22 protein-coding genes and 5 pseudogenes are annotated in these 19,579 nt (G+C 70.9%); 11 read left to right on the top strand and 16 right to left on the bottom strand.

From position 1 onward, the window contains the following. Nucleotides 1-3 precede the first annotated feature (3 nt). From pcaH to pcaDC, 4 genes are read left to right on the top strand one after another with little or no spacing between them, the layout of a single operon-like run. Nucleotides 4-783, top strand: coding sequence for a protocatechuate 3,4-dioxygenase subunit beta (pcaH, locus tag AC3ERT_RS17150; protein WP_335972405.1), 780 nt, complete (start codon nucleotides 4-6; stop codon nucleotides 781-783). Beyond that, nucleotides 780-1,316, top strand: a complete 537-nt coding sequence (gene pcaG / locus AC3ERT_RS17145) for a protocatechuate 3,4-dioxygenase subunit alpha (RefSeq protein ID WP_435175161.1) — start codon at nucleotides 780-782, stop codon at nucleotides 1,314-1,316. Before pcaH ends, pcaG begins: the two co-directional genes overlap by 4 nt. Then, complete coding sequence (locus AC3ERT_RS17140) at nucleotides 1,309-2,463, top strand: lyase family protein (RefSeq protein ID WP_435175159.1); 1,155 nt, start codon at nucleotides 1,309-1,311, stop codon at nucleotides 2,461-2,463. Before pcaG ends, AC3ERT_RS17140 begins: the two co-directional genes overlap by 8 nt. Further along, nucleotides 2,460-3,602 carry a bifunctional 3-oxoadipate enol-lactonase/4-carboxymuconolactone decarboxylase PcaDC gene (pcaDC, locus tag AC3ERT_RS17135; RefSeq protein ID WP_435175157.1) on the top strand — a complete coding sequence of 381 codons (1,143 nt, stop codon included), beginning with the start codon at nucleotides 2,460-2,462 and terminating at the stop codon, nucleotides 3,600-3,602. Before AC3ERT_RS17140 ends, pcaDC begins: the two co-directional genes overlap by 4 nt. A 15-nt stretch (nucleotides 3,603-3,617) precedes the next feature. Here pcaDC and AC3ERT_RS17130 read toward each other — a convergent pair whose 3' ends face one another. Continuing rightward, on the bottom strand, nucleotides 3,618-4,496 hold the full coding sequence (locus tag AC3ERT_RS17130; RefSeq protein WP_435175155.1) for a LysR substrate-binding domain-containing protein: 879 nt from the start codon (nucleotides 4,494-4,496) through the stop codon (nucleotides 3,618-3,620). Between the two features lie 70 nt (nucleotides 4,497-4,566). Between AC3ERT_RS17130 and AC3ERT_RS17125 the strand changes: the two genes are divergently transcribed. Genes AC3ERT_RS17125 through AC3ERT_RS17115 form a run of 3 tightly spaced genes read left to right on the top strand, consistent with a single transcriptional unit; the run spans nucleotide 4,567 to nucleotide 7,144 of the window. Then, nucleotides 4,567-5,763, top strand: a complete 1,197-nt coding sequence (locus tag AC3ERT_RS17125) for a thiolase family protein (RefSeq protein ID WP_435175153.1) — start codon at nucleotides 4,567-4,569, stop codon at nucleotides 5,761-5,763. Further along, on the top strand, nucleotides 5,760-6,455 hold the full coding sequence (locus AC3ERT_RS17120) for a 3-oxoacid CoA-transferase subunit A (protein ID WP_335972399.1): 696 nt from the start codon (nucleotides 5,760-5,762) through the stop codon (nucleotides 6,453-6,455). The genes AC3ERT_RS17125 and AC3ERT_RS17120 overlap by 4 nt, the downstream gene beginning before the upstream one ends. Then, entirely contained in the window at nucleotides 6,452-7,144 is a 693-nt protein-coding gene (locus AC3ERT_RS17115) for a 3-oxoacid CoA-transferase subunit B (protein WP_435175151.1), read from the top strand. Before AC3ERT_RS17120 ends, AC3ERT_RS17115 begins: the two co-directional genes overlap by 4 nt. 134 nt (nucleotides 7,145-7,278) lie before the next feature. Here AC3ERT_RS17115 and AC3ERT_RS17110 read toward each other — a convergent pair. After that, nucleotides 7,279-7,821, bottom strand: a pseudogene (locus tag AC3ERT_RS17110) (aldehyde dehydrogenase family protein); the annotation flags it as partial. On the opposite strand from AC3ERT_RS17110, the gene AC3ERT_RS17105 reads away from it, so the two are divergent. Beyond that, the gene (locus AC3ERT_RS17105) at nucleotides 7,754-8,098 is read left to right on the top strand and encodes an FAD-dependent oxidoreductase (protein ID WP_435175149.1); all 345 of its coding nucleotides are present in this window, start codon (nucleotides 7,754-7,756) and stop codon (nucleotides 8,096-8,098) included. The pseudogene AC3ERT_RS17110 and the gene AC3ERT_RS17105 sit on opposite strands and share 68 nt — an antisense overlap. A 243-nt stretch (nucleotides 8,099-8,341) precedes the next feature. Beyond that, entirely contained in the window at nucleotides 8,342-8,749 is a 408-nt protein-coding gene (locus AC3ERT_RS17100; RefSeq protein WP_435175147.1) for a VOC family protein, read from the top strand. A gap of 171 nt (nucleotides 8,750-8,920) precedes the next feature. On the opposite strand, the gene AC3ERT_RS17095 is transcribed toward AC3ERT_RS17100, so the two are convergent. The 4 genes and pseudogenes from AC3ERT_RS17095 to AC3ERT_RS17080 form a co-directional block, all read right to left on the bottom strand. Then, complete coding sequence (locus AC3ERT_RS17095) at nucleotides 8,921-10,396, bottom strand: MFS transporter (protein ID WP_435127092.1); 1,476 nt, start codon at nucleotides 10,394-10,396, stop codon at nucleotides 8,921-8,923. 204 nt (nucleotides 10,397-10,600) lie between these two features. Then, nucleotides 10,601-10,768 carry a transposase gene (locus AC3ERT_RS17090; protein WP_435175293.1) on the bottom strand — a complete coding sequence of 56 codons (168 nt, stop codon included), beginning with the start codon at nucleotides 10,766-10,768 and terminating at the stop codon, nucleotides 10,601-10,603. After that, nucleotides 10,745-11,175 (bottom strand): annotated as a pseudogene (locus AC3ERT_RS17085) (transposase family protein); the annotation flags it as partial. The pseudogene AC3ERT_RS17085 and the gene AC3ERT_RS17090, both read right to left, overlap by 24 nt. A 111-nt stretch (nucleotides 11,176-11,286) precedes the next feature. Beyond that, complete coding sequence (locus AC3ERT_RS17080) at nucleotides 11,287-11,724, bottom strand: winged helix-turn-helix transcriptional regulator (protein ID WP_435175145.1); 438 nt, start codon at nucleotides 11,722-11,724, stop codon at nucleotides 11,287-11,289. A 99-nt stretch (nucleotides 11,725-11,823) separates the two neighbouring features. On the opposite strand from AC3ERT_RS17080, the gene AC3ERT_RS17075 reads away from it, so the two are divergent. Further along, nucleotides 11,824-12,573 (top strand): SDR family NAD(P)-dependent oxidoreductase, encoded by a 750-nt coding sequence (locus AC3ERT_RS17075; protein ID WP_435175143.1) that lies wholly within the window; start codon nucleotides 11,824-11,826, stop codon nucleotides 12,571-12,573. Between the two features lie 183 nt (nucleotides 12,574-12,756). Continuing rightward, nucleotides 12,757-12,900, top strand: a pseudogene (locus AC3ERT_RS17070) (flavin reductase family protein); the annotation flags it as partial. Between the two features lie 264 nt (nucleotides 12,901-13,164). On the opposite strand, the pseudogene AC3ERT_RS17065 reads toward AC3ERT_RS17070, so the two are convergent. The 10 genes and pseudogenes from AC3ERT_RS17065 to AC3ERT_RS17020 all read right to left on the bottom strand — a co-directional run bounded on the left by AC3ERT_RS17065 (nucleotide 13,165) and on the right by AC3ERT_RS17020 (nucleotide 19,522). Next, nucleotides 13,165-13,703 (bottom strand): annotated as a pseudogene (locus tag AC3ERT_RS17065) (DJ-1/PfpI family protein). A gap of 125 nt (nucleotides 13,704-13,828) precedes the next feature. Continuing rightward, nucleotides 13,829-13,999 (bottom strand): annotated as a pseudogene (locus AC3ERT_RS17060) (FAD-binding protein); the annotation flags it as partial. Nucleotides 14,000-14,033: 34 nt separating this feature from the next. Beyond that, nucleotides 14,034-14,294 (bottom strand): helix-turn-helix transcriptional regulator, encoded by a 261-nt coding sequence (locus AC3ERT_RS17055; RefSeq protein WP_435127098.1) that lies wholly within the window; start codon nucleotides 14,292-14,294, stop codon nucleotides 14,034-14,036. A gap of 62 nt (nucleotides 14,295-14,356) precedes the next feature. Then, nucleotides 14,357-14,479, bottom strand: coding sequence for a hypothetical protein (locus AC3ERT_RS17050; RefSeq protein WP_435127100.1), 123 nt, complete (start codon nucleotides 14,477-14,479; stop codon nucleotides 14,357-14,359). Then, nucleotides 14,476-15,033 (bottom strand): DUF6907 domain-containing protein, encoded by a 558-nt coding sequence (locus AC3ERT_RS17045; RefSeq protein ID WP_435127102.1) that lies wholly within the window; start codon nucleotides 15,031-15,033, stop codon nucleotides 14,476-14,478. The genes AC3ERT_RS17050 and AC3ERT_RS17045 overlap by 4 nt, the downstream gene beginning before the upstream one ends. A gap of 36 nt (nucleotides 15,034-15,069) precedes the next feature. Then, the gene (locus AC3ERT_RS17040) at nucleotides 15,070-15,951 is read right to left on the bottom strand and encodes a helix-turn-helix domain-containing protein (protein WP_435127104.1); all 882 of its coding nucleotides are present in this window, start codon (nucleotides 15,949-15,951) and stop codon (nucleotides 15,070-15,072) included. Continuing rightward, complete coding sequence (locus tag AC3ERT_RS17035) at nucleotides 15,948-16,469, bottom strand: DUF6907 domain-containing protein (protein WP_435127106.1); 522 nt, start codon at nucleotides 16,467-16,469, stop codon at nucleotides 15,948-15,950. The genes AC3ERT_RS17040 and AC3ERT_RS17035 overlap by 4 nt, the downstream gene beginning before the upstream one ends. Continuing rightward, nucleotides 16,466-16,972 (bottom strand): hypothetical protein, encoded by a 507-nt coding sequence (locus AC3ERT_RS17030; protein ID WP_435127108.1) that lies wholly within the window; start codon nucleotides 16,970-16,972, stop codon nucleotides 16,466-16,468. Before AC3ERT_RS17030 ends, AC3ERT_RS17035 begins: the two co-directional genes overlap by 4 nt. A gap of 257 nt (nucleotides 16,973-17,229) precedes the next feature. Beyond that, nucleotides 17,230-18,219, bottom strand: a complete 990-nt coding sequence (locus AC3ERT_RS17025; RefSeq protein WP_435127110.1) for an ATP-binding protein — start codon at nucleotides 18,217-18,219, stop codon at nucleotides 17,230-17,232. After that, entirely contained in the window at nucleotides 18,173-19,522 is a 1,350-nt protein-coding gene (locus AC3ERT_RS17020; protein WP_435127382.1) for an NsdA family TPR-like regulatory protein, read from the bottom strand. The genes AC3ERT_RS17025 and AC3ERT_RS17020 overlap by 47 nt, the downstream gene beginning before the upstream one ends. Nucleotides 19,523-19,579: the final 57 nt, after the last annotated feature.

Below are 19,579 nucleotides of genomic sequence, written 5' to 3'. Positions count from 1 at the left end.
GCTATGAGCTTCACCACCCAAGCGCAGATCTCGGCCGAGATCGCCGAGATAGCAGCGGCCCCCGGCCAGGACGCCGTGCCGCAGCCGCGGATCGACTATCCGCCGTACCGTTCCAGCGTCCTGCGCCACCCGACCAAGAACCCCCGGCACGCCGACCCCGAGACGATCGAGCGCTGGGCTCCCTGCTTCGGCCACCGCGACGTGCACGCGCTGGAGGCCGACCTCACCATCGGGGCCGGCCGCGGGCCCGAGCCGGACTTCTCCGGCGAGCCGATCGGCGAGCGGATGACGGTGTCCGGCCGGATCGTCGACGGCGACGGGCGGCCGGTCGCCGGCCAGCTCGTCGAGATCTGGCAGGCCAACGCCGCCGGCCGCTACATCCACAAGCACGAGCAGCACCCGGCGCCGCTCGATCCCAACTTCACCGGCGTCGGCCGCTGCCTCACCGGAGCGGACGGGTCCTACCGCTTCCTGACCATCAAGCCGGGACCGTATCCGTGGGGCAACCACCGCAACGCCTGGCGGCCCGCGCACATCCACTTCTCGATCTTCGGGAACGCGTTCACCCAGAGGCTCGTGACCCAGATGTACTTCCCCGGTGATCCGCTCTTCGCGCTCGACCCGATCTACCAGTCGATCACCGACCAGAAGGCGCGCGACGCGCTCGTGGCCACCTACGACCACGACCTGACGGTGCCCGAGTTCAGCACCGGCTACCGCTGGGACGTCGTCCTCACCGGCAGCGGCCGCACCCTGATGGAGCCCGAGGAGGCTGCGCAGTGATCACCCCCGGACAGACGGTCGGCCCCTTCTTCGGCTACGCGCTCCCCTACGACGGCGACAGCGAACTCGTGCCCGCCGGCCGCGCCGACGCGATCCGGCTGCACGGCACCCTCTTCGACGGCGCCGGTGAGCCGATCCGGGAGGCGCTCGTGGAGATCTGGCAGCCCGACGCGCGAGGCAACGTCCCGCGGGAGCCGGGCTCGCTGCACCGCGACGGCTGGACCTTCACCGGCTGGGGCCGGTGCGAGGCCGACCGGACCGGCCACTACTCGTTCTCCACGGTGCTGCCCGGCGCCACCGACGAGGGCAGGGCCCCGTTCTTCGCGGTCACCGTCTTCGCCCGCGGGCTGCTCGACCGCCTCTTCACCCGCGCCTACCTGCCCGGCCACCCCGCCAACGCGGCCGATCCGCTGCTGTCGTCGCTGCCGGCCGGAGAACGTGATTCCCTGGTCGCCGTGAAGGAACCCGACGGACTGCGGTTCGACATCCACCTCCAGGGCGAGCGCGAGACGGTCTTCCTGACCCATGGCTGATCTGTTGTGGCCGGGCGGCGAGCGAGCCGGCGACATCTTCACCGACGCCGCGTTCCTCGCCGCCATGGTCCGTGTCGAGCAGGCCTGGCTGGACGCGCTGGCCGGCGCCGGACTCGCGGCGCCGGTGTCCCTGGTCGCGCCGGACGCCGACGTCGTCGCGGCCGGCGCGGAGTCGGGCGGCAACCCGGTCATCCCCCTGGTGTCGGCGCTGCGCCGGCAATCGCGCGACGTCCACCGGGGCCTGACGTCGCAGGACGTGCTCGACACCGCCCTCGTGCTGTGCCTGCGCGACGCCGTGCGCGCCGTCGAAGGGGCGCTGTCCCGCCAGGCCGCCGCACTCGCCGGACTGGTCCGCGCCCATCGCGGGACCGTCATGGCCGGGCGCACCCTGACGCAGTACGCCGTGCCGATCACCTTCGGGCTGAAGGCCGCCACCTGGCTGAACGGGGTGACCGCGGCCGCCGACCGGCTCACCAGGTGCGCCCCGCTGCCCGCGCAGCTCGGGGGCGCCGCCGGCACCCTGGCCGCGCCGGACGCCCTCGCCGACGGCCCCGACGGGGCACTGCGGCTGGTCGAGGACACCGCCGGTCGGCTGGGTCTGCCGGTGTCGGCGCCGTGGCACACCGAGCGCTCCGTCCTGACGGAGCACGCCGACGCGCTCGTGGCCTGCGCGGATGCCTGGGGCCGGATCGCCGGGGACGTGGCCCTGCTGTCCCGCCCGGAGCTGGGCGAACTGCGCGAGGCCGACGGCGGCGGCTCCTCGACCATGCCCGGCAAGAGCAACCCGGTGCTGTCCGTCCTGCTGCGCCGGCACGCCCTGGCGGCGCCCGGTCTGGCCGCGACCCTGCACACCGCCGCCGGTTGCTACGTCGACGAGCGGCCGGACGGCGCCTGGCACGCCGAGTGGGACACCCTGCGGCTCCTGGCACGGCGCACCGTCGTGGCCGCCTCGCAAGCCGCCGCCCTGGTGGAGGGTCTCGTGGTCGACGCGGACCGGATGACCGCGCGGGCCGGCCAGGCAGCCTCCCAGCTGACCGCCGAGCAGCGCAGCATGGGCGGCGGTCAGGGCCCCTACCTCGGCGCGGCCGACGCCCTCACCGACGCAGCACTCAGGCGCGCCCGCCGCCTGTGGAAGGACCTCCCGTGAAGCTCTCCCTCGTCCAGCTGGCAGGCGCCGAGGGGCGCCCCACCCTCGTGGTGGGGCCGTCGCTCGGCACCTCGGTCACCGCGCTGTGGAGCCGTGCCGCCGCCCATCTCGGCGAGCGGTTCCACGTCGTCGGCTGGGAACTGCCCGGGCACGGCAGCGGCACACCCGTGCAGGACCCCTTCACCATCGCCGATCTGGCCGCCGGGGTGGTCGAGGCCGTCGACCGTACGCTGGGCGCGGTCACCTTCGGCTACGCCGGCGACTCGGTCGGCGGCGCGGTCGGACTGCAACTCGCCCTCGACGCACCGGACCGGCTGACGGGAGCCGCGGTGCTGTGCACCGGTGCGCGGATCGGCAGCGACCGGTCGTGGCACGAGCGGGCGGCGCGGGTGCGCTCCATGGGCACACCGGCCGTGGTGGAGATGTCCGCCAAGCGCTGGTTCGCCCCGGGGTTTCTGGAGCGCGAACCCGAAGCCGCCACGGCCCTGCTGCGCTCGCTCCAGGACGCCGACCGGGAAAGCTACGCCCTCGTCTGCGAGGCCCTGGCCGCGTTCGACATCCGCGGCCGGCTGTCCGCGATCGGCGTGCCGGTCCTCGCCCTGGGAGGCAGCCACGACGCCGCGACCCCGGCCGCGGTGCTCCGGGAGGAGACGGCGGCCGTACCCGGCGGGCGGTTCGTGGAACTCGACGGCGTGGCCCACCTCGCCCCGGCCGAGGCGCCGCGCACGGTCGCCGACCTGCTCACCGACTTCTTCGTCCGCGTACCGGCCCGCGACCCCGTGCACGAGGCCGGCATGAAAGTGCGCCGCGCGGTCCTCGGAGACGCCCACGTCGATCGCGCGATCGAGCGGACCGGTGACGTGACCCGGGACTTCCAGGAGTTCATCACGCGGTACGCGTGGGGGTCGGTCTGGACGCGCCCGGGCCTGGCCCGGCGGGACCGCTCGATCGCCGTGCTGACCGCGCTGGTGGCCGGACGCCACTTCGAGGAACTGGAGTTCCACCTGCGGGCCGCGCTCACCAACGGGCTCTCCCGGGAGGAGATCGTCGAGGTGCTGCTGCAGTCGGCGGTCTATGTCGGGGTGCCGGCGGCCAACACCGCATTCGGTGTCGCCGCACGGGTCCTGGCCGAGGGCTGACGCCCGCCGGGGGGTTCAGAACAGACCGCGGATGACCTCCACCGCCCGGGCCAGGTGCGGCTCTCGGCGGTCCGCACGGTGCGCGACGGCCAGTTCGATCGACGCCGATCCCGCGAGGGGCCGGTAGACCACACCGCTGAGAGCGAGTGCCGTGACCGGCTCGGGCACGACCGCGACCCCCAGGCCGCCGGCGACGAGGGTGACGAGGGTGGACGTCTCCCCGACCTCGTGCCGGATGCAGGGCTCGACGCCGGCGGCCCGCAGGAGGTCGAGCACGACGTCGTGCATCACCGAGTGCCGGTCCGCCAGGTGCACGATCAGGTCGGCGCCGGCGAGGTCGGCGGCCCGCACCCGGGACTCGGCGGCGAGCGCGTGCTCGGCGGGGAGCGCCGCCACCAGGCGCTCCTTGCGCAGGACATGGACCGACAGCGCGGGATCGGCGCCGGGCGGACGCAACAGGGCCACATCGATCGCGCCGCTGTGCAGCGCCCCCACCTGGTCCGGCACGAGCATCTCGCCGCGGAAGGCGAAGTCGATGCCCGGCAGTTCGGCGGTGAGGTGGCGCGACAGCGTCGGCAGCAGGCTGTACGTGGCCGAGCCCACGCAGCCGAGTGTGAGGTGGCCGACCACGCCGGCGGCGACCCGGCGGGCGTGGTCGGCGGCCTCGTCGATCCCGGCGAGGACCGCCCGCACCCGGTCGAGGTAGGCGCGGCCGGCGTCCGTGAGGTCCACCCGGCGGGTGGTGCGGTGGAAGAGCTCGACCCCGAGCTCGCCCTCGAGTTGCCGGATCGCCTGGGACAGCGGCGGCTGGGCCATGTGGAGCCGGGCGGCCGCGCGCCCGAAGTGGCGTTCTTCCGCGACCGCGGCGAAATACCGGAGCTGGCGTAGATTCATATCCTCAGCATCTCAATCAACGACGGAACTGATACTTCCGGATATCGGCGTGGGCGTCTAGCGTCGAGCCATGAGCAGCGCATTCCTCTACGCCGCCGTCCGCACGCCCTTCGGCAGGTACAACGGCGCCCTGTCCGACGAACGGCCCGACGACCTGTCCGCCACCGCCGTCAACGCGGTGCTCGCGCAGGCGCCGTCGCTGGCCCCCACCGCGATCGACGAGGTCGTCTGGGGCAACGCCAACGGCGCCGGCGAGGACAACCGCAACATCGGCCGGATGGCCGCGCTGCTGGCGGGGCTGCCGACGAGCGTGCCCGCCACGACCGTCAACCGGCTCTGCGGCTCGGGTCTGGACGCCGCGATGATCGGCTCCCGGGCGATCGAGACCGGCGACGCCGCGGTCGTCCTCGCCGGCGGGGCCGAGTCGATGACCAGGGCTCCGTGGGTGCTGCCCAAACCGTCACGCGCCTTCCCGGCGGGCGACGTCACCGCCGTGTCGACGACGCTGGGCTGGCGGCTGGTCAACCCGCGGATGCCCAAGGAGTGGACGGTCCCGCTGGGGGAGTGCAACGAGCAGCTCCGGGAGCGCTTCGGCATCTCCCGCGAGCGCCAGGACGAGTTCGCCGTCCGCTCCCACCGGCTCGCGCACCAGGCGTGGCAGGACGGCTTCTACGACACACTCGTCACCCCGGTCGCCGGCCTCCTCCGCGACGAGGGCATCCGGCCGGACTCGACCACCGAGAAGCTCGCCGCCCTCAAACCCTCGTTCCGGCCCGACGGCACCATCACCCCGGGCAATGCCTCCCCGCTCTCCGACGGCGCCTCCGCGGTGCTGCTGGGCAGCGAGGCGGCGGCAGCGGCCGTCGGCCGCGACCCGCTCGCCCGGATCGCCGGCAGGGGCGCGGCCGCGCTGGACCCGCAGGACTTCGGCTACGCGCCGGTCGAGGCAGCCGGCCGGGCGCTCGCCCGCGCCGGGATCACCTGGGACCAGGTGGGAGCCGTCGAGCTCAACGAGGCATTCGCCGTCCAGTCACTGGCCTGCGTCGACGCCTGGCTGAAGGACGGCCTGCGCGACCCCGGCGTCGTCAACCAGCGCGGCGGGGCCCTCGCGATCGGGCACCCGCTGGGCGCCTCCGGCGGCCGGGTCCTCGCGACGCTGGCCGCGGTCCTGGAGGAGCGCGGCGAGCGGTACGGCGTGGCAGCGATCTGCATCGGAGTCGGCCAGGGGCTGGCCGTCGTCCTGGAGAACCCGGAGGTGTCGAAGTGAGCCGCGCCGTCGTGCTGGAATCGACCGACGAGGCCGTCGCCGGGATCGAGGACGGCTCGACCGTGCTCGTCGGGGGCTTCGGCCTGGCCGGCATGCCGTTCGACCTCATCGACGCCCTCATACGGCAGGGCGCCAAGGACCTGACGATCGTCTCCAACAACGCCGGCAACGGCGACGTGGGCCTGGCGGCCCTGCTGGCGGCGGGGCGGGTCCGCAAGGTCCTGTGCTCCTTTCCGCGGCAGACCGACTCCTACGTCTTCGACGCTCTCTACCGCGAGGGCAAGGTCGAGCTGGAGGTCGTGCCCCAGGGCAACCTCGCCGAGCGGATGCGCGCCGCCGGCGCCGGGATCGGCGCGTTCTACTGCCCGACGGCGGTCGGAACCCCGCTCGCCGAGGGCAAGGAGACCCGCACCATCGACGGACGCGACTACCTCCTGGAATACCCGATCAAGGGCGACTACGCCCTGATCGCCGCCCACCGCGCAGACCCGGTGGGCAACCTCGTCTACCGCAAGACCGCCCGCAACTTCGGACCCGTCATGGCGACCGCCGCCGCGACCACGGTCGTCCAGGTCGACGAGGTCGTCCCGCTCGGCGGCCTCGACCCGGAAGCCGTCGTCACACCGTCCCTCTACGTCGACCGCATCGTCCCGGTGCCGTCCCGCCACTACACCGTCCAGGGGGCACGATGAGCACCGACGCCACCGCCGCGACCGGCCCGTCCACCACAGGCGGCGTACCGGTGGCCGCGGACCGACCGCTCGGCGTGGACGAACTGGCCGCCGTGATCGCCCGGGACATCCCCGCCGGGGCTTTCGTCAACCTCGGAATCGGCCAGCCGACCCGGATCGCCGACCACCTGCCCGCGGACCTCGGCGTGGTCCTCCACACCGAGAACGGCATGCTCGGCATGGGGCCCAAGGCCGAGGGCGACCTGATCGATCCGGACCTCACCAACGCCGGCAAGGTCCCCGTCACCGAACTGCCCGGTGCCGCGTACTTCCACCACGCCGACTCCTTCGCCATGATGCGCGGCGGCCACCTGGACGTCTGCGTGCTCGGCGCCTACCAGGTCTCCGAACGAGGCGACCTGGCCAACTGGCACACCGGCAAGCCCGACGACATCCCCGCCGTGGGCGGAGCGATGGACCTCGCCATCGGGGCGAAGGACGTCTACGTGATGATGACGCTCTTCACGAAGTCCGGCGCACCCAAGCTGGTCCCGCGCTGCACCTACCCGCTCACCGGCGTCGCCTGCGTCAGCAGGGTCTACACCGAGGTCGCCACCTTCGACCTGCGCCCCGACGGCGTCCACGTGCTCAGGACCTACGGGCTGACCGTCGACGAACTGCGCGCACGCCTCGACATCGAACTGCACTGACCGCGCCCCGCGGCCGGACCTCCCACCGAACGGAAGTCGACGCCGGCACAGGCGGACCTGGCCGGCGTCGTCTTCGTCCCGGGCCGGTTCGACGTACCCGGCGGCGGGCTGCGCCGGGTGGCCGGGACACCCGGTCAGAAGGGGTAGCGAGCGGCACTACCGCGCATGGTGATCCAGCGGGTCTCTGTGAATGCCTCGATGTTCGCGGTCGCACCGCCGAAACGGGAGCCCGTACCCGATGCCTTCACCCCGCCGAACGGCGCCACCGCCTCGTCGTTCACCGTCTGGTCGTTGATGTGCACGATCCCGGTGGGGATCTGCTCGGCCACCGCCAGACCGCGCATCACGTCCCTGGTCACGATGCCGAGCGACAGCCCGTACTCGCTGTCCGCCGCGATCCTGACCGCGTCCTCCACCGACCTGACGCGTGTGACCGGCGCAACCGGGCCGAAGACCTCTTCGGTGAAGGCCGGCGCCGTCAGCGCCATGTCCGCCAGTACCGTCGGGCGGTAGAAGAGGCCCTCGTGGGTGCCGCCCGCCGCGAGCCTGGCTCCCTGGGAGACGCTTCCGGTGACCAGGCGGTGGATCTTGTCGCGCTGACCGGCGTCGATGATCGGCCCCAGAGCGACGTCGCCGCCGAACGGGTCGCCCACCGGCAGGCTCTGCGCCTTCGAACTCGGCGGCCTGCCGGACCTGGTCACCGAGCACTTCCCGGGGCTGCTCGCCCACCCCACCCGCCTCAACGTCTACATGGACGGTTTCACCCCCGACGGACAGCCCGTCCTCGGCCCGCTGCCCGGCACACCGGAGGTCGTCGTCGCCGCCGGGTTCTCCGGCCGCGGCTTCAAGATGGCCCCGGCGATCGGACACCTGATGGCCGAACTCGCCGTCCGGGGTGGGACCGCCACCGACCTGAGCCACTTCGACCCGGCCCGCTTCCTCCCGGAGCCCTAGGGACCCATCCGATGGGCCGGGGCGGGGAGAAGAGCGGGCGGCACGCCGGCGTCGGTGCCCGCGCGGGCCTCTTCTGAAGGTCAAGGCAGTGAGCTTCTCGCGGAGGTGTGCGTGGGCAAGAGGATGCGGACGACCACGGATTGGCCTGCCCGGGGAAAGGCGGTAACGGAGCCGGTGCTCTGACCGGGAAGGGCTGCCGGGTTGGGCTGGCGCGTCCGTATGGCCAGCAGGCAAGATCGCCTGATGACTCATCTCGGACTGGTGACCGTTGTCGTGCGGGACTACGACGAGGCCATCGCCTTCTACCGGGACATCGTCGGCTTCGAGCTCCTGGAAGACACCCGGATCGACGAGGGCAAACGGTGGGTGGTGGTCGCTCCGCCGGGCGCGCGGGAGACCGCGGTGCTCCTGGCCAGGGCCGTGACCGGCGGGCAGGAGGCGCGCATCGGAGACCAGACCGGCGGCCGGGTCGGCTGGTTCCTGAACACCGACGCCTTCGAGCACGACTACGAGCGGATGCGGGCAGCCGGGGTCGTCTTCGAAGAAGCGCCCCGGCAGGAGCCCTACGGCACGGTTGCCGTCTTCCAGGACCTGTACGGCGACCGCTGGGACCTGATCCAGCTGCGCCGGCCCAGTGGCGTCGGGCGGTGATCCGTTCCGGCAGCTCGGGAGCCGAGCATGTCCGGGATCGTAGCGGGCGGCTGAGCTGCGGCAAGCAGGAACCGGACGGTCAACTCCCCGCTTGTGCTGCTGACCCCTTGCCCAGGAACTGCTGTGCGGATCTCCTCCCACGACAACATCAACGACCCACCTGCGCACCCGTCAGGGGCAGTAGTCGTCCGGGTTGATGCCCTCCCGGAACCGGGCGAACAGCGGCGGGGAGTTCCATCCTGGCTGCTGACCGCCCATCCACTCGTCCACCGCCGGCGTGGGCGGGTGGCGCACCCCGCCGGCCACGTACAGGGCGACGCCGATCACCGCGCCCGCGACGGAGATGCCGAAGCAGATCCACAGGGCTGTCCTGGTGCCCGCGTCGAGGTCGGGGCCGACGGTGGCGGCGATGTACAGCAGGATCGGAGCGATCAGGAACGCCGCGACCGCCCGGACGAGTTCGATGATCGCGAACACGCGCTGCACGTTGTTGGAGCGCAGCGAGAACCCGGCGATGAACAGCGCCGGGACGACCGAGGCGCCGACGCCGATGCCGACCAGTCCGGAGCCGACAGCGGTGAGCACTGCAGTGGGCGGGGCGGCGGCGTTCATGGCCACGATGCCCGCAATGAGGAAGCCCATGCCGACAAGGACGTAGTAGTGCAGCGCGCGGGTGCGGAAGATGACGCTGAAGGCGGCCGCGGTGACCACCGCGCCGCCGAACTCGGGAAGGTAGAGCAGCCCCAGGTGCAGCGGGCTGTGGTGGGGTGCGAGCGAGGTCAGGGTCAGCGAGATCGCCGACACCGACGCGGCCGCCGCGCAGATCGCGGCGATGATGCCGGCGACCGGGAGTGTGCTGGCCAGGCTCCGGACGCACAGCAGCGGATACTTCGCCGTGTACTCGTGAACGAGGAGGGCGACGATCAGCAGCAGCCCCCCGAGCAGCGGCCCGCACGCCGTGGGATCGAGGAAACGGTGCGTGAGCAGCCACGAGGCGCCGAAGAACGAGGCCGCGCAGCCCAGTGTCGCCAGCCCGAGCGCGACATAGTCGATCGGAGCCCCGGGATTCACCGGCGGCGTGTCCTGGAACGTCAGCAAGGACAGTACGAGCGCCGCGAAGGCGATGCCGGCGATGATCCAGAACAGCGGCCGCCAGCCGTGCGCGTTCGCCTGGATGCCGCCGAGCACCGGACCGAGCGCGACCGCCCCGAAGATGCACACGTTCAGGATCACCACGGTCCCGCGCAGCTTGTCCGGCGGATAGCCGATGATCAGCGGTGGCGCGGCGGCGATCAGCAGCAGACTCGTACACAGACCCTGCAGGAGGTGCCCGACGATGAACATCGAGGGGTCGACGGCCGCGGCGGTGAGCACCGAACCGATCACCAGCAGGGTGCCGTAGACGATCAGCATCCGCCGCTGGTGCAGATGCTGGGCGAACTGCACAGCCAGCACCGTCCCCACCGCGTAACCGGCATTGGCCATGCCCGTCGTCACGCTCATCGCCTGCACGCTCATACCCAGTTCTTCGGCGATATGCGGGGTGAGCGGACCCAGCGCCGCCGACAGGGCCAGGTACGGCACCAGGGCGAGCACCACCATGGCCGCCACTACCGGATAGCGACCAGCCAGCGGACCCTCGCGCATCGGGCATTCCCTCCCGTTCACCAACGATGATGAGACGACTGCATGAGGTCACCATGCTGCTCCGTGGCCGCTGCCTTGGCGTCAAGCACACCCGCGATGTCACCTGATCGACCCTCAAGCCGGTGCGCGCCACCCGGTACTCTCCGGTAACGGGACTGTGAGACGTTCGGGTCTGTTCCGTAGTCGGTGGTGACGGAGGATGTGTCAGCCCAGGAGGATGCGGTGGCGGAGGAGGGGAAAACTCGCGCGGCCGTACATCTGGCGCTTGATCAGTTTGGTTTTGTAGTTGACGCCTTCGGTGCCGCCGTTATGGTGCGGCAAGGTGAGGGCGGCGTCGACTGCCGTGTGCCGCAAGGCGGAGGCGTATGACACGGGCACGGCCATCGATGGGGCGAGCCGGGCGGAGGCCCGGCCGCACGACTCCTTGACCACCTCGGAGAGCTGGCTGGTCAGGCGCGCGGTGCGGCGCTGATGGCGCTCCAGGAGCCCGGGACCTGCTCTCGGAAGGTCTGCCGACCGCAACCCCGAACCGGGCAGACCAGCTGTCGTATCCTCACCCGGACCACGACCTGCCGGCCATCGACCGGCACGTCCCGCACCGTCCGGCCGTGATACCCATGGACCCTCCCCGTCAGCACCCCGCGCGCCGGACAGGGAACGGGAACATCCCGGGTCCGGGCCGAACCCCGGACCATCTCGCCGCCGTCCGCCACATCCTCGATGACCAACGCGGACAAGCCCGAAGACACCGTTCCCACAAGCGTGTTCGCATCATGCACGCTCGATGATCACAGGCGCGCACTCGCCGTCACCACCGACTACGGAACAGACCCGAACGTCTTACAGTCCCGATCTCGTGGCCGCAAAGCGCTTCTCGAAGGAGACCGGGCCTATCGTCGGTGGTTCGCCACCGCGGGCGGGATGGGTGGGTCGGCGTCGTAGGTGGCCTGGGCAGCCTGAATGGTGCTGGTGTGGTGGTCGACCCAGGTGACGAGGTCCTTGAGGCGCGGGGCCAAATCTCTTCCCAGGTCGGTCAGTTCGTAAGTGACCTGGATCGGCACGGTGGGGGTCACGGTGCGGCTGACGAGCCCGTCCCGGGTCAGGGCCCGCAGGGTCTGGGCGAGCATCTTCTCGCTGACGCCTCCGATGCGGGCGGCCAGCTGCGAGAAGCGGTGCGGCCGGGCCGTCAACGCCGTGATCACCAAGGTGGCCCAGCGGCTGGTGATGTCGCCGAAGATCGGCCGGACCGGGCAGTCAGCGGCGAAGACGTCCCGTTGTGGGCGCACCCGCTCCTGATCGTTGGCCGTCTCCGGCATCGGCTGGTTCATGGGTAGGTAGCTTACCAAGAGGTATGTCCTTACGATCGGTAAGCCGCCTGTATACCGTCGACTCGTCAGGAAGTCAGTGCTGAAGCGAGGAGCAGGACAATGGTCGACCTGAACGGACGTGTCGCCTTGGTGACCGGAGGAGGCAAGGGCATCGGCCGGGGAATCTCCTCCGCGCTTGCCGCTGCCGGTGCCGCGGTCGCGGTGAACTACGCGGCCGACCGCCCGGCCGCCGAAGCAGCCGTTGCCAGTATTGTCGGCAACGGCGGCAGGGCCGTGACGGTGGCCGGCGACGTCGGCAGCCCTGACGACGTCGAGCGTATGTTCCAGCAGGCCAACGCTGCTCTCGGTCCGGTCGACACGCTGGTGAACAACGCGGCGGTCTACTCCTTCCAGCCGTTCGAGGACGTCACGCCGAGCGAATTCGACCGGCAGTACCGGACCAACGTGCTCGGCGTGTTCCTTACCTGCCAGACTTTCGTCAAGCAGGTGCCCGAAGGCGGCGGGTCGATAGTGAACATCTCGACCTCCGACATCTCCAGCAACACCCCCGGCTCGGCCCTCTATACCTCGACCAAGGGCGCCCTCACCACGCTGACCAGAGTTCTGGCCAACGAACTTGGGCCGCAGAACATTCGGGTCAACGCCGTCGCTCCGGGTGCCACCGACACCGAAGGCGCCCGAGCGCTCGGCCTCATCAACGGCGAGAACGTCGCCAGGGTGGTCGCCACCACGCCGCTCGGCCGTCTCGGGCAAGCCGGCGATGTCGGCTCCGCGGTGGCTCTTCTTGCCTCCCGGGATGCCGCATGGATCACGGGCGACGTTGTTTTCGCCTCCGGCGGGCTGCGCTGACGCCGCGCTGGCGGGTATGGGGCGGGATGGTGAGATCGTCCCAAGGGGCGGTGGGGTGGTGGTCACGGGCTCGGCTTTCGGTCCAGTGGTCGTCCGATACCGGGCACTGTCCGGAGAACCGAAGGTTTGGTCGCGGCGCGAGCCCCTGGTAGGGGCGACGCCGAACGCGTGGATACTGGCCGCATGCGTATCGACTTCGATCCTGCCCAGACGGACCGGAATGCGTTCTACCGGCTTCTGACCTCGGTGGTCGTGCCGCGGCCGATCGCCTGGGTGTCGACCACCAACCGGGACGGTACGGCCGACAACCTGGCGCCTGCGAGGTTCGCCGGACAGCGGTATCGGTGAAGGCCGACGGTACCTTTCGCGGCGTCGCCCGATCAAGAACCTTGGACCGTGTAGCCGCCGGCGGGCAGGTTGGCGGCGTTGGCGCAGCGGGCCAGGCGGCTTGCGAGATGCCGCTGTTCGGGTGATGTGCGGTTCGGGGCATGGGCCCGTGCCAGGAGCGCGTCGTGTGCGGCTCGCAGAATACGCACGGTAGGTCATCGGCTGGTCGGCGACGGGCGAGCGCGGGGAGCGGCGGGGGACCGCTCAGGCCGGTGGCCGCAACTGCCGGAGGACGGTGCGGTTGAAAGCCGGCAGGTCGCCGTGCCTACGGCTGGTGATCAGGGTGTTGGGTCTCACCGTGCAGATTTCCACTTCTGGCCCACCCACGTTGCTCCTGCGTTGCGCAGATCGGTCTGCAGACTCGGCCACGAGGTGAGGGTGCGGTCGCGGGCCGTGCCCGCCTCGATCAGCGTCCACGGCGCATGGCCGATCGCCGCTACCGGCTTGCCCTCGAGGAAGAAGCCCCGGCGAGTTAGAGCGCTCGGTGTCCTGATGCAGCATGTCGGGGTTAACCACACCGCCGGGTAGTACCAGCACGTCGAAGTCGTCCACCGACGCCTCGCGCACGGCGAGGCCGGCGGGGAAATATCGGCCTTGTCCAGGTGGTCGAACCTCTGGACCTCCCCCCGTCGGGCGCGATCAGCGACGGCGTCGCGCCGACGCCGGACAGGCCCTCCCTCCCACGGTGAGGTCAGCTCAAGCTGCTCGACTCCTTCGCCCGGGGTCAGGAATGCGGCTCGCACGACATCACGTCCTCTCGTTGCCGGCGACCCGTATCCGGCGCCGTCACCAGAGAGCCCTTTTCATACGGGGCGAGGCACCGCGGGTACCTGGCCCGACCGCCGGGAGAGGGACACCAGAACTACGGGGCGAGTTGACGGTTCGGCTCGTCCAAGACGATGCCGGGATCGACGACGCAGGTGCGCCCCTCGGCATCGACCGAGACCAGCAGGTCGCAGAGCTTCGTCCAGTCCACGACGACCGCGGTGTTCATGCACTGGCCGCCCAGGCTGGTGCGGCGGCCCCGGGAAAGCACGGGGCGCGCCTAACCGGCGCCCGCTGCTGCGCAGTTGTCAGCCGGCGGCATCGGCAATGGCGTCCCCGCGCTTGCGTTCCAGGATCACGAGTGGACAGTTCAGCGCCTGGGCGATCTTGATCAGATTGGCGGGCGTGGCGTTGCGCCGGCCTGACTCGATGTCGCCCATGAGCTGCTCGGAGATCCCGACCCGAGCGGCCAGGGCCCGCTTGGTCAGCCCCTCCCTTTCGCGGGCCCATGTGACGGCCGCCGGTTCCTGACAGAGCCTTCTGGGCCGAGTCCCAGCACGTGATGGCATCCCTGCTCCCAAGCTGTTCAATCGCCGGCATCACACCGGCGGTTTGCTGAAGGTTTCCTGCATCAGGGGGCGGGTTGGCCGGCGATGGCCAGGCCGAGGACGAGTCCGATGGTCAGGGCCAGGGCAGCGATCAGGGCGATGCCGGTCCAGCCGGCGATGAGGGCGATCTTCCAGTGGCGGATCACGGGAGATCGGCCTTGCTCTCGTTGTCGGCGGGGGGCGTGGGGTGGTGGGTGGCCCAGTCCTCGCGGGCGGTGGTCAGGGTGGGGAGGACGGTGGTCTCGAAGTAGTCGGCCTGGGTGCGGATTTGGGTGGCGAAGCGGGCGAGGTCGGCAGGGGAGAGGCCCTCGAAGTCCCACTCTTCGATGATCGTGAGGCTGGCGGTGGGGACCTGCTGGTGCGGCTGCGGGGAGTAGGGGTGGCAGGCGATCTGGGAGGCGAACATCAGGCTGGTGGACTCGCGGTAGCGGGTGCCGTTGATCTCGATGTCGAGGGTGGCGGGCGGCAGGACCGGGTCGACGGGCAGCATCGTGTAGTGGGCGTGTTCGCGCAGGTGGTTCATGGCCTGGTCCAGCGTGATGTCGGTCCGGCTGGGGTCGTCCATGGACCAGTCGGGCTGGCGGCCGGTGAGGGTGATGCCCTCGATGGTGCTGATCGTCCAGGTGCGCGGCGTCACGGTGGGCTCGGGGTCGGGGGGCGGCGTGACGGTGGGTTTGGTGAGCAGGGTCGTGAGGCTCATGTCCGATGGCTCCTGAGTGGGTGTGGAGTTGGTTGGTCAGCGGGTGCCGGTGCGCAGGGCGTGGAGGTGCTCGATGGTCTGCGCGGGAGTGAGGGCCACATCACGCAGCTGGTCGTACTGCCGACTGAGTTCCTCGACGTCGTCGGGGTCGTCGGTGAGGTGGTCGGTGAGGGTGCCGTGCGCGTAGGCGAGGGGGTTGCGGGCGCGGAAGGACAGCAGCTGGAGGGGGCCGCGGAGGTCGTGAGGCCCTGCGTGCAGCGGGAGGAGTTGCAAGGTGACCGCAGGTTCGTGGGCGGTGGCGATGAGGCGGTCGAGTTGGCCGTCCCAGGTCGCCTGGCTGCGGGCGCGGCGGTGGAGGACCAACTCGTCGAGGACGGCGCGGTAGCGGACCGGGTGGGGTGTGGTGGCGGTGAGGCGGGCTTGGCGTTCGCGGAGCGCGTCGAGCTGTGCGGCCAGGGCTTCCGGCGACTGCGGGATGGTGGTGGCGAGCTGCTCTTCGGCGTACGCGGGCGTCTGGAGCAGGGCAGGGATGGTGGTGAGGGCGTATTCCTGGATGCTGGTCGCGGCGGCTTCCAGGGCGGTGAGTCCGCCGGCCGCGCGTTTGGCTTCCCGTTTGGCCAGGCGCCACAGGCCGGCGAGGAGAGTGCCGGTGCCGTAGTAGCGGTCGAGGGCTTGGGCGACGGTGAGAGTGCCGAGACGGCCGCCGGTCTCCAGACGGTGGAGGTAGGACTGCTCGTAGTGACACTGATCGGCCAACCCCTGGAGGGACAGGCCGGCCTTCTCACGGAGGAACGCGAGGTGGTGGGCATACAGGGCCCGAGCGCTGACCTGACCGGCCGCGAACGACGCGGCAATGCGAGCGAGTTGGCTGGCGCTGGTGCTCTCAGGGCCCGTGGCGGCGGGTGTGTCGGTGCTCACTGGCGGGCCCCCGTTCCGGAGGTGTGGTGGGTGGTCCATTCGGCGCGGATGTCGTTGAGCTGGGGGATGACGACGCGGTCGAGCCGGTCGGCCACCGCGCGCAGCCCCTGGACGATCTCGGTCAGGCCTGCCGGATCGAGGCCAGTGATCTGGTACGCGTCGGCGACCCACACCGTGGCGACCGGGATCGCCGGCTCGGTCACCCCGGCATAGGGCGTGCAGGTGATGCTGGAGCGCAGGATCTCCAACCCCTCCGGCGCGTCCGTCCCGTTGCCGGGCGGGTACGCGTGCAGGACCTGCCCGGGGAACTCGGTGACGTGGCGGATGTCGGTGAGGCGCGCGGCCAACTCCTCCGGGAGCACGTCCTGTTCGCTGGGGTCTTCGGTGGCCCAGGGCGGCAGATAGCCGGTGGTGCGCTCGCCGGTGGTCGTAGTGATCAACCACCGCCGTACCGAGCTGGGCGTGGTGTCGGGCGCGGTGGCGGGTAAAGCGGTGGGCGCGGGGACCGCGGGGTTCATCGTGCGGGTGTCCTGTTCGTGGTGGGACGGTGGAATCGGCTGGTGGCGTCGAGCACGCGGCCGTCGGGGGGCCGGGCCCGGTCGGCGAGGAGCGGACCGAAGAGCGCGGAGAGGTCCGGTTGCGGTCGAGGGTCGCTGAGGTCCCAGCTGTGGGCGCCGGGGTGGCCGGCGTACTCGCTGCACGCCTCACCGCCGTCGGCGGTCGTGGCGGGGCAGTCGGGGAGCGTGATGGCCAGGTAGGGCTCGATGCTGTCCCGCCAGGCGGCCCAGATGGTGCCGGCGTCCGGGCCGCGCAGGTTCATCACCACGCTGTGGTGGACCGGGCCGCGGTGCTGCTGGAGCGTGCAGACGAGCAGCTTGTAGACCTCGTCGGGGTCATACACCAGGCCGTCCCAGGCCGGTTCGGCGGTGTGGGCCATGCCCAGGGCCGTTTCGGCGAGCTGGGCCGGTACGAGGCTCCGTCGACCGCAGATGAAGCGGCGGCTGGCGCTGCGGTGAGGCATCACGTACGGCTCTTTCGTCGGATCGCTTCGTATGAAGGGGTGTTGGCCCGCTCCGGCCAGGTGTGCCGTGAGTCCGTCACGCCCTAAGGGGAGCTGGGGGTTTGGATGCCTGCTTGACTCGGCGTGGCCGGAGCGGGGAAGGGGCCGCTCCAGCGGCACAGGTGCCCGCTGCCGCCCGCACGGGGACGGAAGTGCGTACGGCGACGTGGGTGACGCCTGCGGGCATGCCGCTGAAGCGGAGCAGAGAGGCGTTACGGCTAACCGTGTGGGTCTGCCGTTGCCGTGCTTCCGTGGTCGGTCACCACGGTCATCGCGCGGCATGCGCGGGCACTGCTCGACAGTTCAGAAGAGGAGGTCGGACCAGAAGGTGTGAGGTTCCTCTTCGTAGCTGGATCTCCGTTGCCTTCGTGATGATGAGGACGTGCCGTTGACGGAATGGTCCGAGCGACAGAAACAGTCGTGCTTTCGCTGCTTGCGCGAGTACCCCGAGCGCGAGCGATGCGACGTCGAGTGTGGGGTTCCCACAACTCGTCAGGGCGCACCGGAGGGGCTGTCGGTAACAGCAGCCGGAGCTGCGCCCAGACGACCTTGCCCTTCCCGTGCGGCACCAGGTGGTAGCCCCACACACCGTGACTGAGCGCGGCGACGAGATGCAGCCCCCGACCGTTTTGAGCCTCGCCGGACAACGGCCGAAGGATGGGAGGTTGATCGCTCGCATCGCGCATGGTGATGTGGAGGCTGTCCAGGCTGGCGCACAGTGCGAGTGAGCACTCGCGGACGCTTCGCCTGTCATCCCGCGGCTCCGGCGGGCAGGAGGAGCCACCCGCGTGCCGTACCGCGTTGCCGGTCAGTTCGGACACGATCGTCAGCGCGTCCGCCACGGCGTCGGGGACCGCGCCCCATCGCTCAAGGGCCTCCCGTGCGTGGGTCCTGGCGTACCGGACGGCGGACGGCTCGCAGGTCAGATTCAGCCTGCTCCAGTGGATGCTGCTGGCGTTCAAGGTCACACCTCCTGACGCGTGAAAGCGCGGCACCGGAGTTCGGCGTCGGCCTCTTGCCTGCACTACGCAACCGTGTGTGCACGCAAAGCGGTACTGCACGGGGAGGTGCGGGGCATGAAAGCCATGAAAGCCCGGAGCGTCGCCGACGCTCCGGGCTATGACCTCGTAGGAGTGGCTCTCTGCACGTTCCGCGACGGCTCTATACGACGGTGCCTTTGCGGGCGGCGACCTGGCGGGCGCGCTCATGCAAGGCCCGTACGGGGCGGGCGGTGCGGTGGGTGCGGATCATCGTGCGCATCGTGTCGAAGTGTTCGTCGCCGCGTGCGGAGGAGACCTGTTCGTAGTCGCCGAGGAAGGCGGTCCAGGTGGCGCAGGCGGCGTCGAGGTGGCCGAGTTCGGACTGCCGTTGGGCGAGGAGTCCGTTGGCGTGGACGCGTCCTTGCCGTTCCTGCTCGGGTTGGGTGCGCAGGCAGTCCTGCATGGCCTTGATGGAGCCGGGCAGGTCGCCGAGGTGGTACAGGACGGTGCTGGTGTGGAAGAGGTACGCGGACAGGTCGTAGCCGCCGACGGCGTCCTTGCGGGAGTCGGCCTTGGACAGTGCGGTCTCGGTTTCGGCGAGGCGTGAGAAGGCGGTGCCGCGGTCTCCGGTCATGGCGGCGGAGGCGGCCTGCTGGCCGGCGAGGAAGGCGTGCAGCCGGGGGCCTGCCTTGGGGGAGGCTTCGGCTGCGGCGTCGGCGAGTTGGAGCGCTTTGGTGCCGTGTCCGAGGTTGCCGGCTTGCAGGCTCATCCCGCGCAGGGTGCGGCAGTAGGTGATGTGGTCCTCGGCGGCGCCGGCCAGGCCGAGCGCTTTGACGTAGTAGCGCTGGCCGAGGCCGTGCTCGCGTTCGTACATCGCCATCCAGCCGGTCAGGTAGACCAGGTCGGAGGCGGCCGAGAGCAGGTCCGCGCGGACCGCGGAGGTCGCGTCGGCCCGCAGGTACGGCGCGACGGTGTTCACCAGGAAGGCCGCGGCCATGGGGCGTGCGTGGCCGCCGCCGAACAGGTCGAGGATGTCGGCGATCCGCTCGGTCATCGACCGGACGGTCTCCACCTCGCCCGCGCCGACCCGGGCCGTGCGCCGGGCGGTCGCGGTCCGGTCGGCGCCGGCGAGTTCGGGGTATCCGGGCACGACGAGGGCGGCGGAGTACAGCGCCTTGGTCAGCACGCCCCGGCGGGAAGGGTCCATGTCCGCCTTTCCGAGTTCGAGGAGATCGTCAACAGTCTCTCCGCTTCCGGGGTTCGGGGAAGGGCCGATATCCGCCAAACCGGCCTCGGCAGGCGTGACGGGCCGCTTCAGCTTCCGTGCGAACGCCTCGACGATGATCGGCCGCACCTTGGCGCGCGGCATGGTTCCGCTCACCCAGTGGCTCACTGCGCTCTGGTCGTAGTGCAGCGACAGGCCGGCCTCCTGGCCGGCGCGGTTGACCGCCCGGGCGCACTGGGTCAGTGACCAGTCGGCCTCGTCGAGCAGTGCCGCCAGACCGGTGTTGCGTGGAGTCTGCTGAGCCATCCCGGTCAACTCCTGCGAGATCCGCGGGTTTTCAAGGGTTTCATGCTCGCGCACCGT

It is taken from the genome of Actinacidiphila sp. bgisy145, assembly GCF_057708125.1.
The sequence above is the reverse complement of the archived record's forward strand: the minus strand, read 5'-3'. Positions and strand labels throughout refer to the sequence as shown.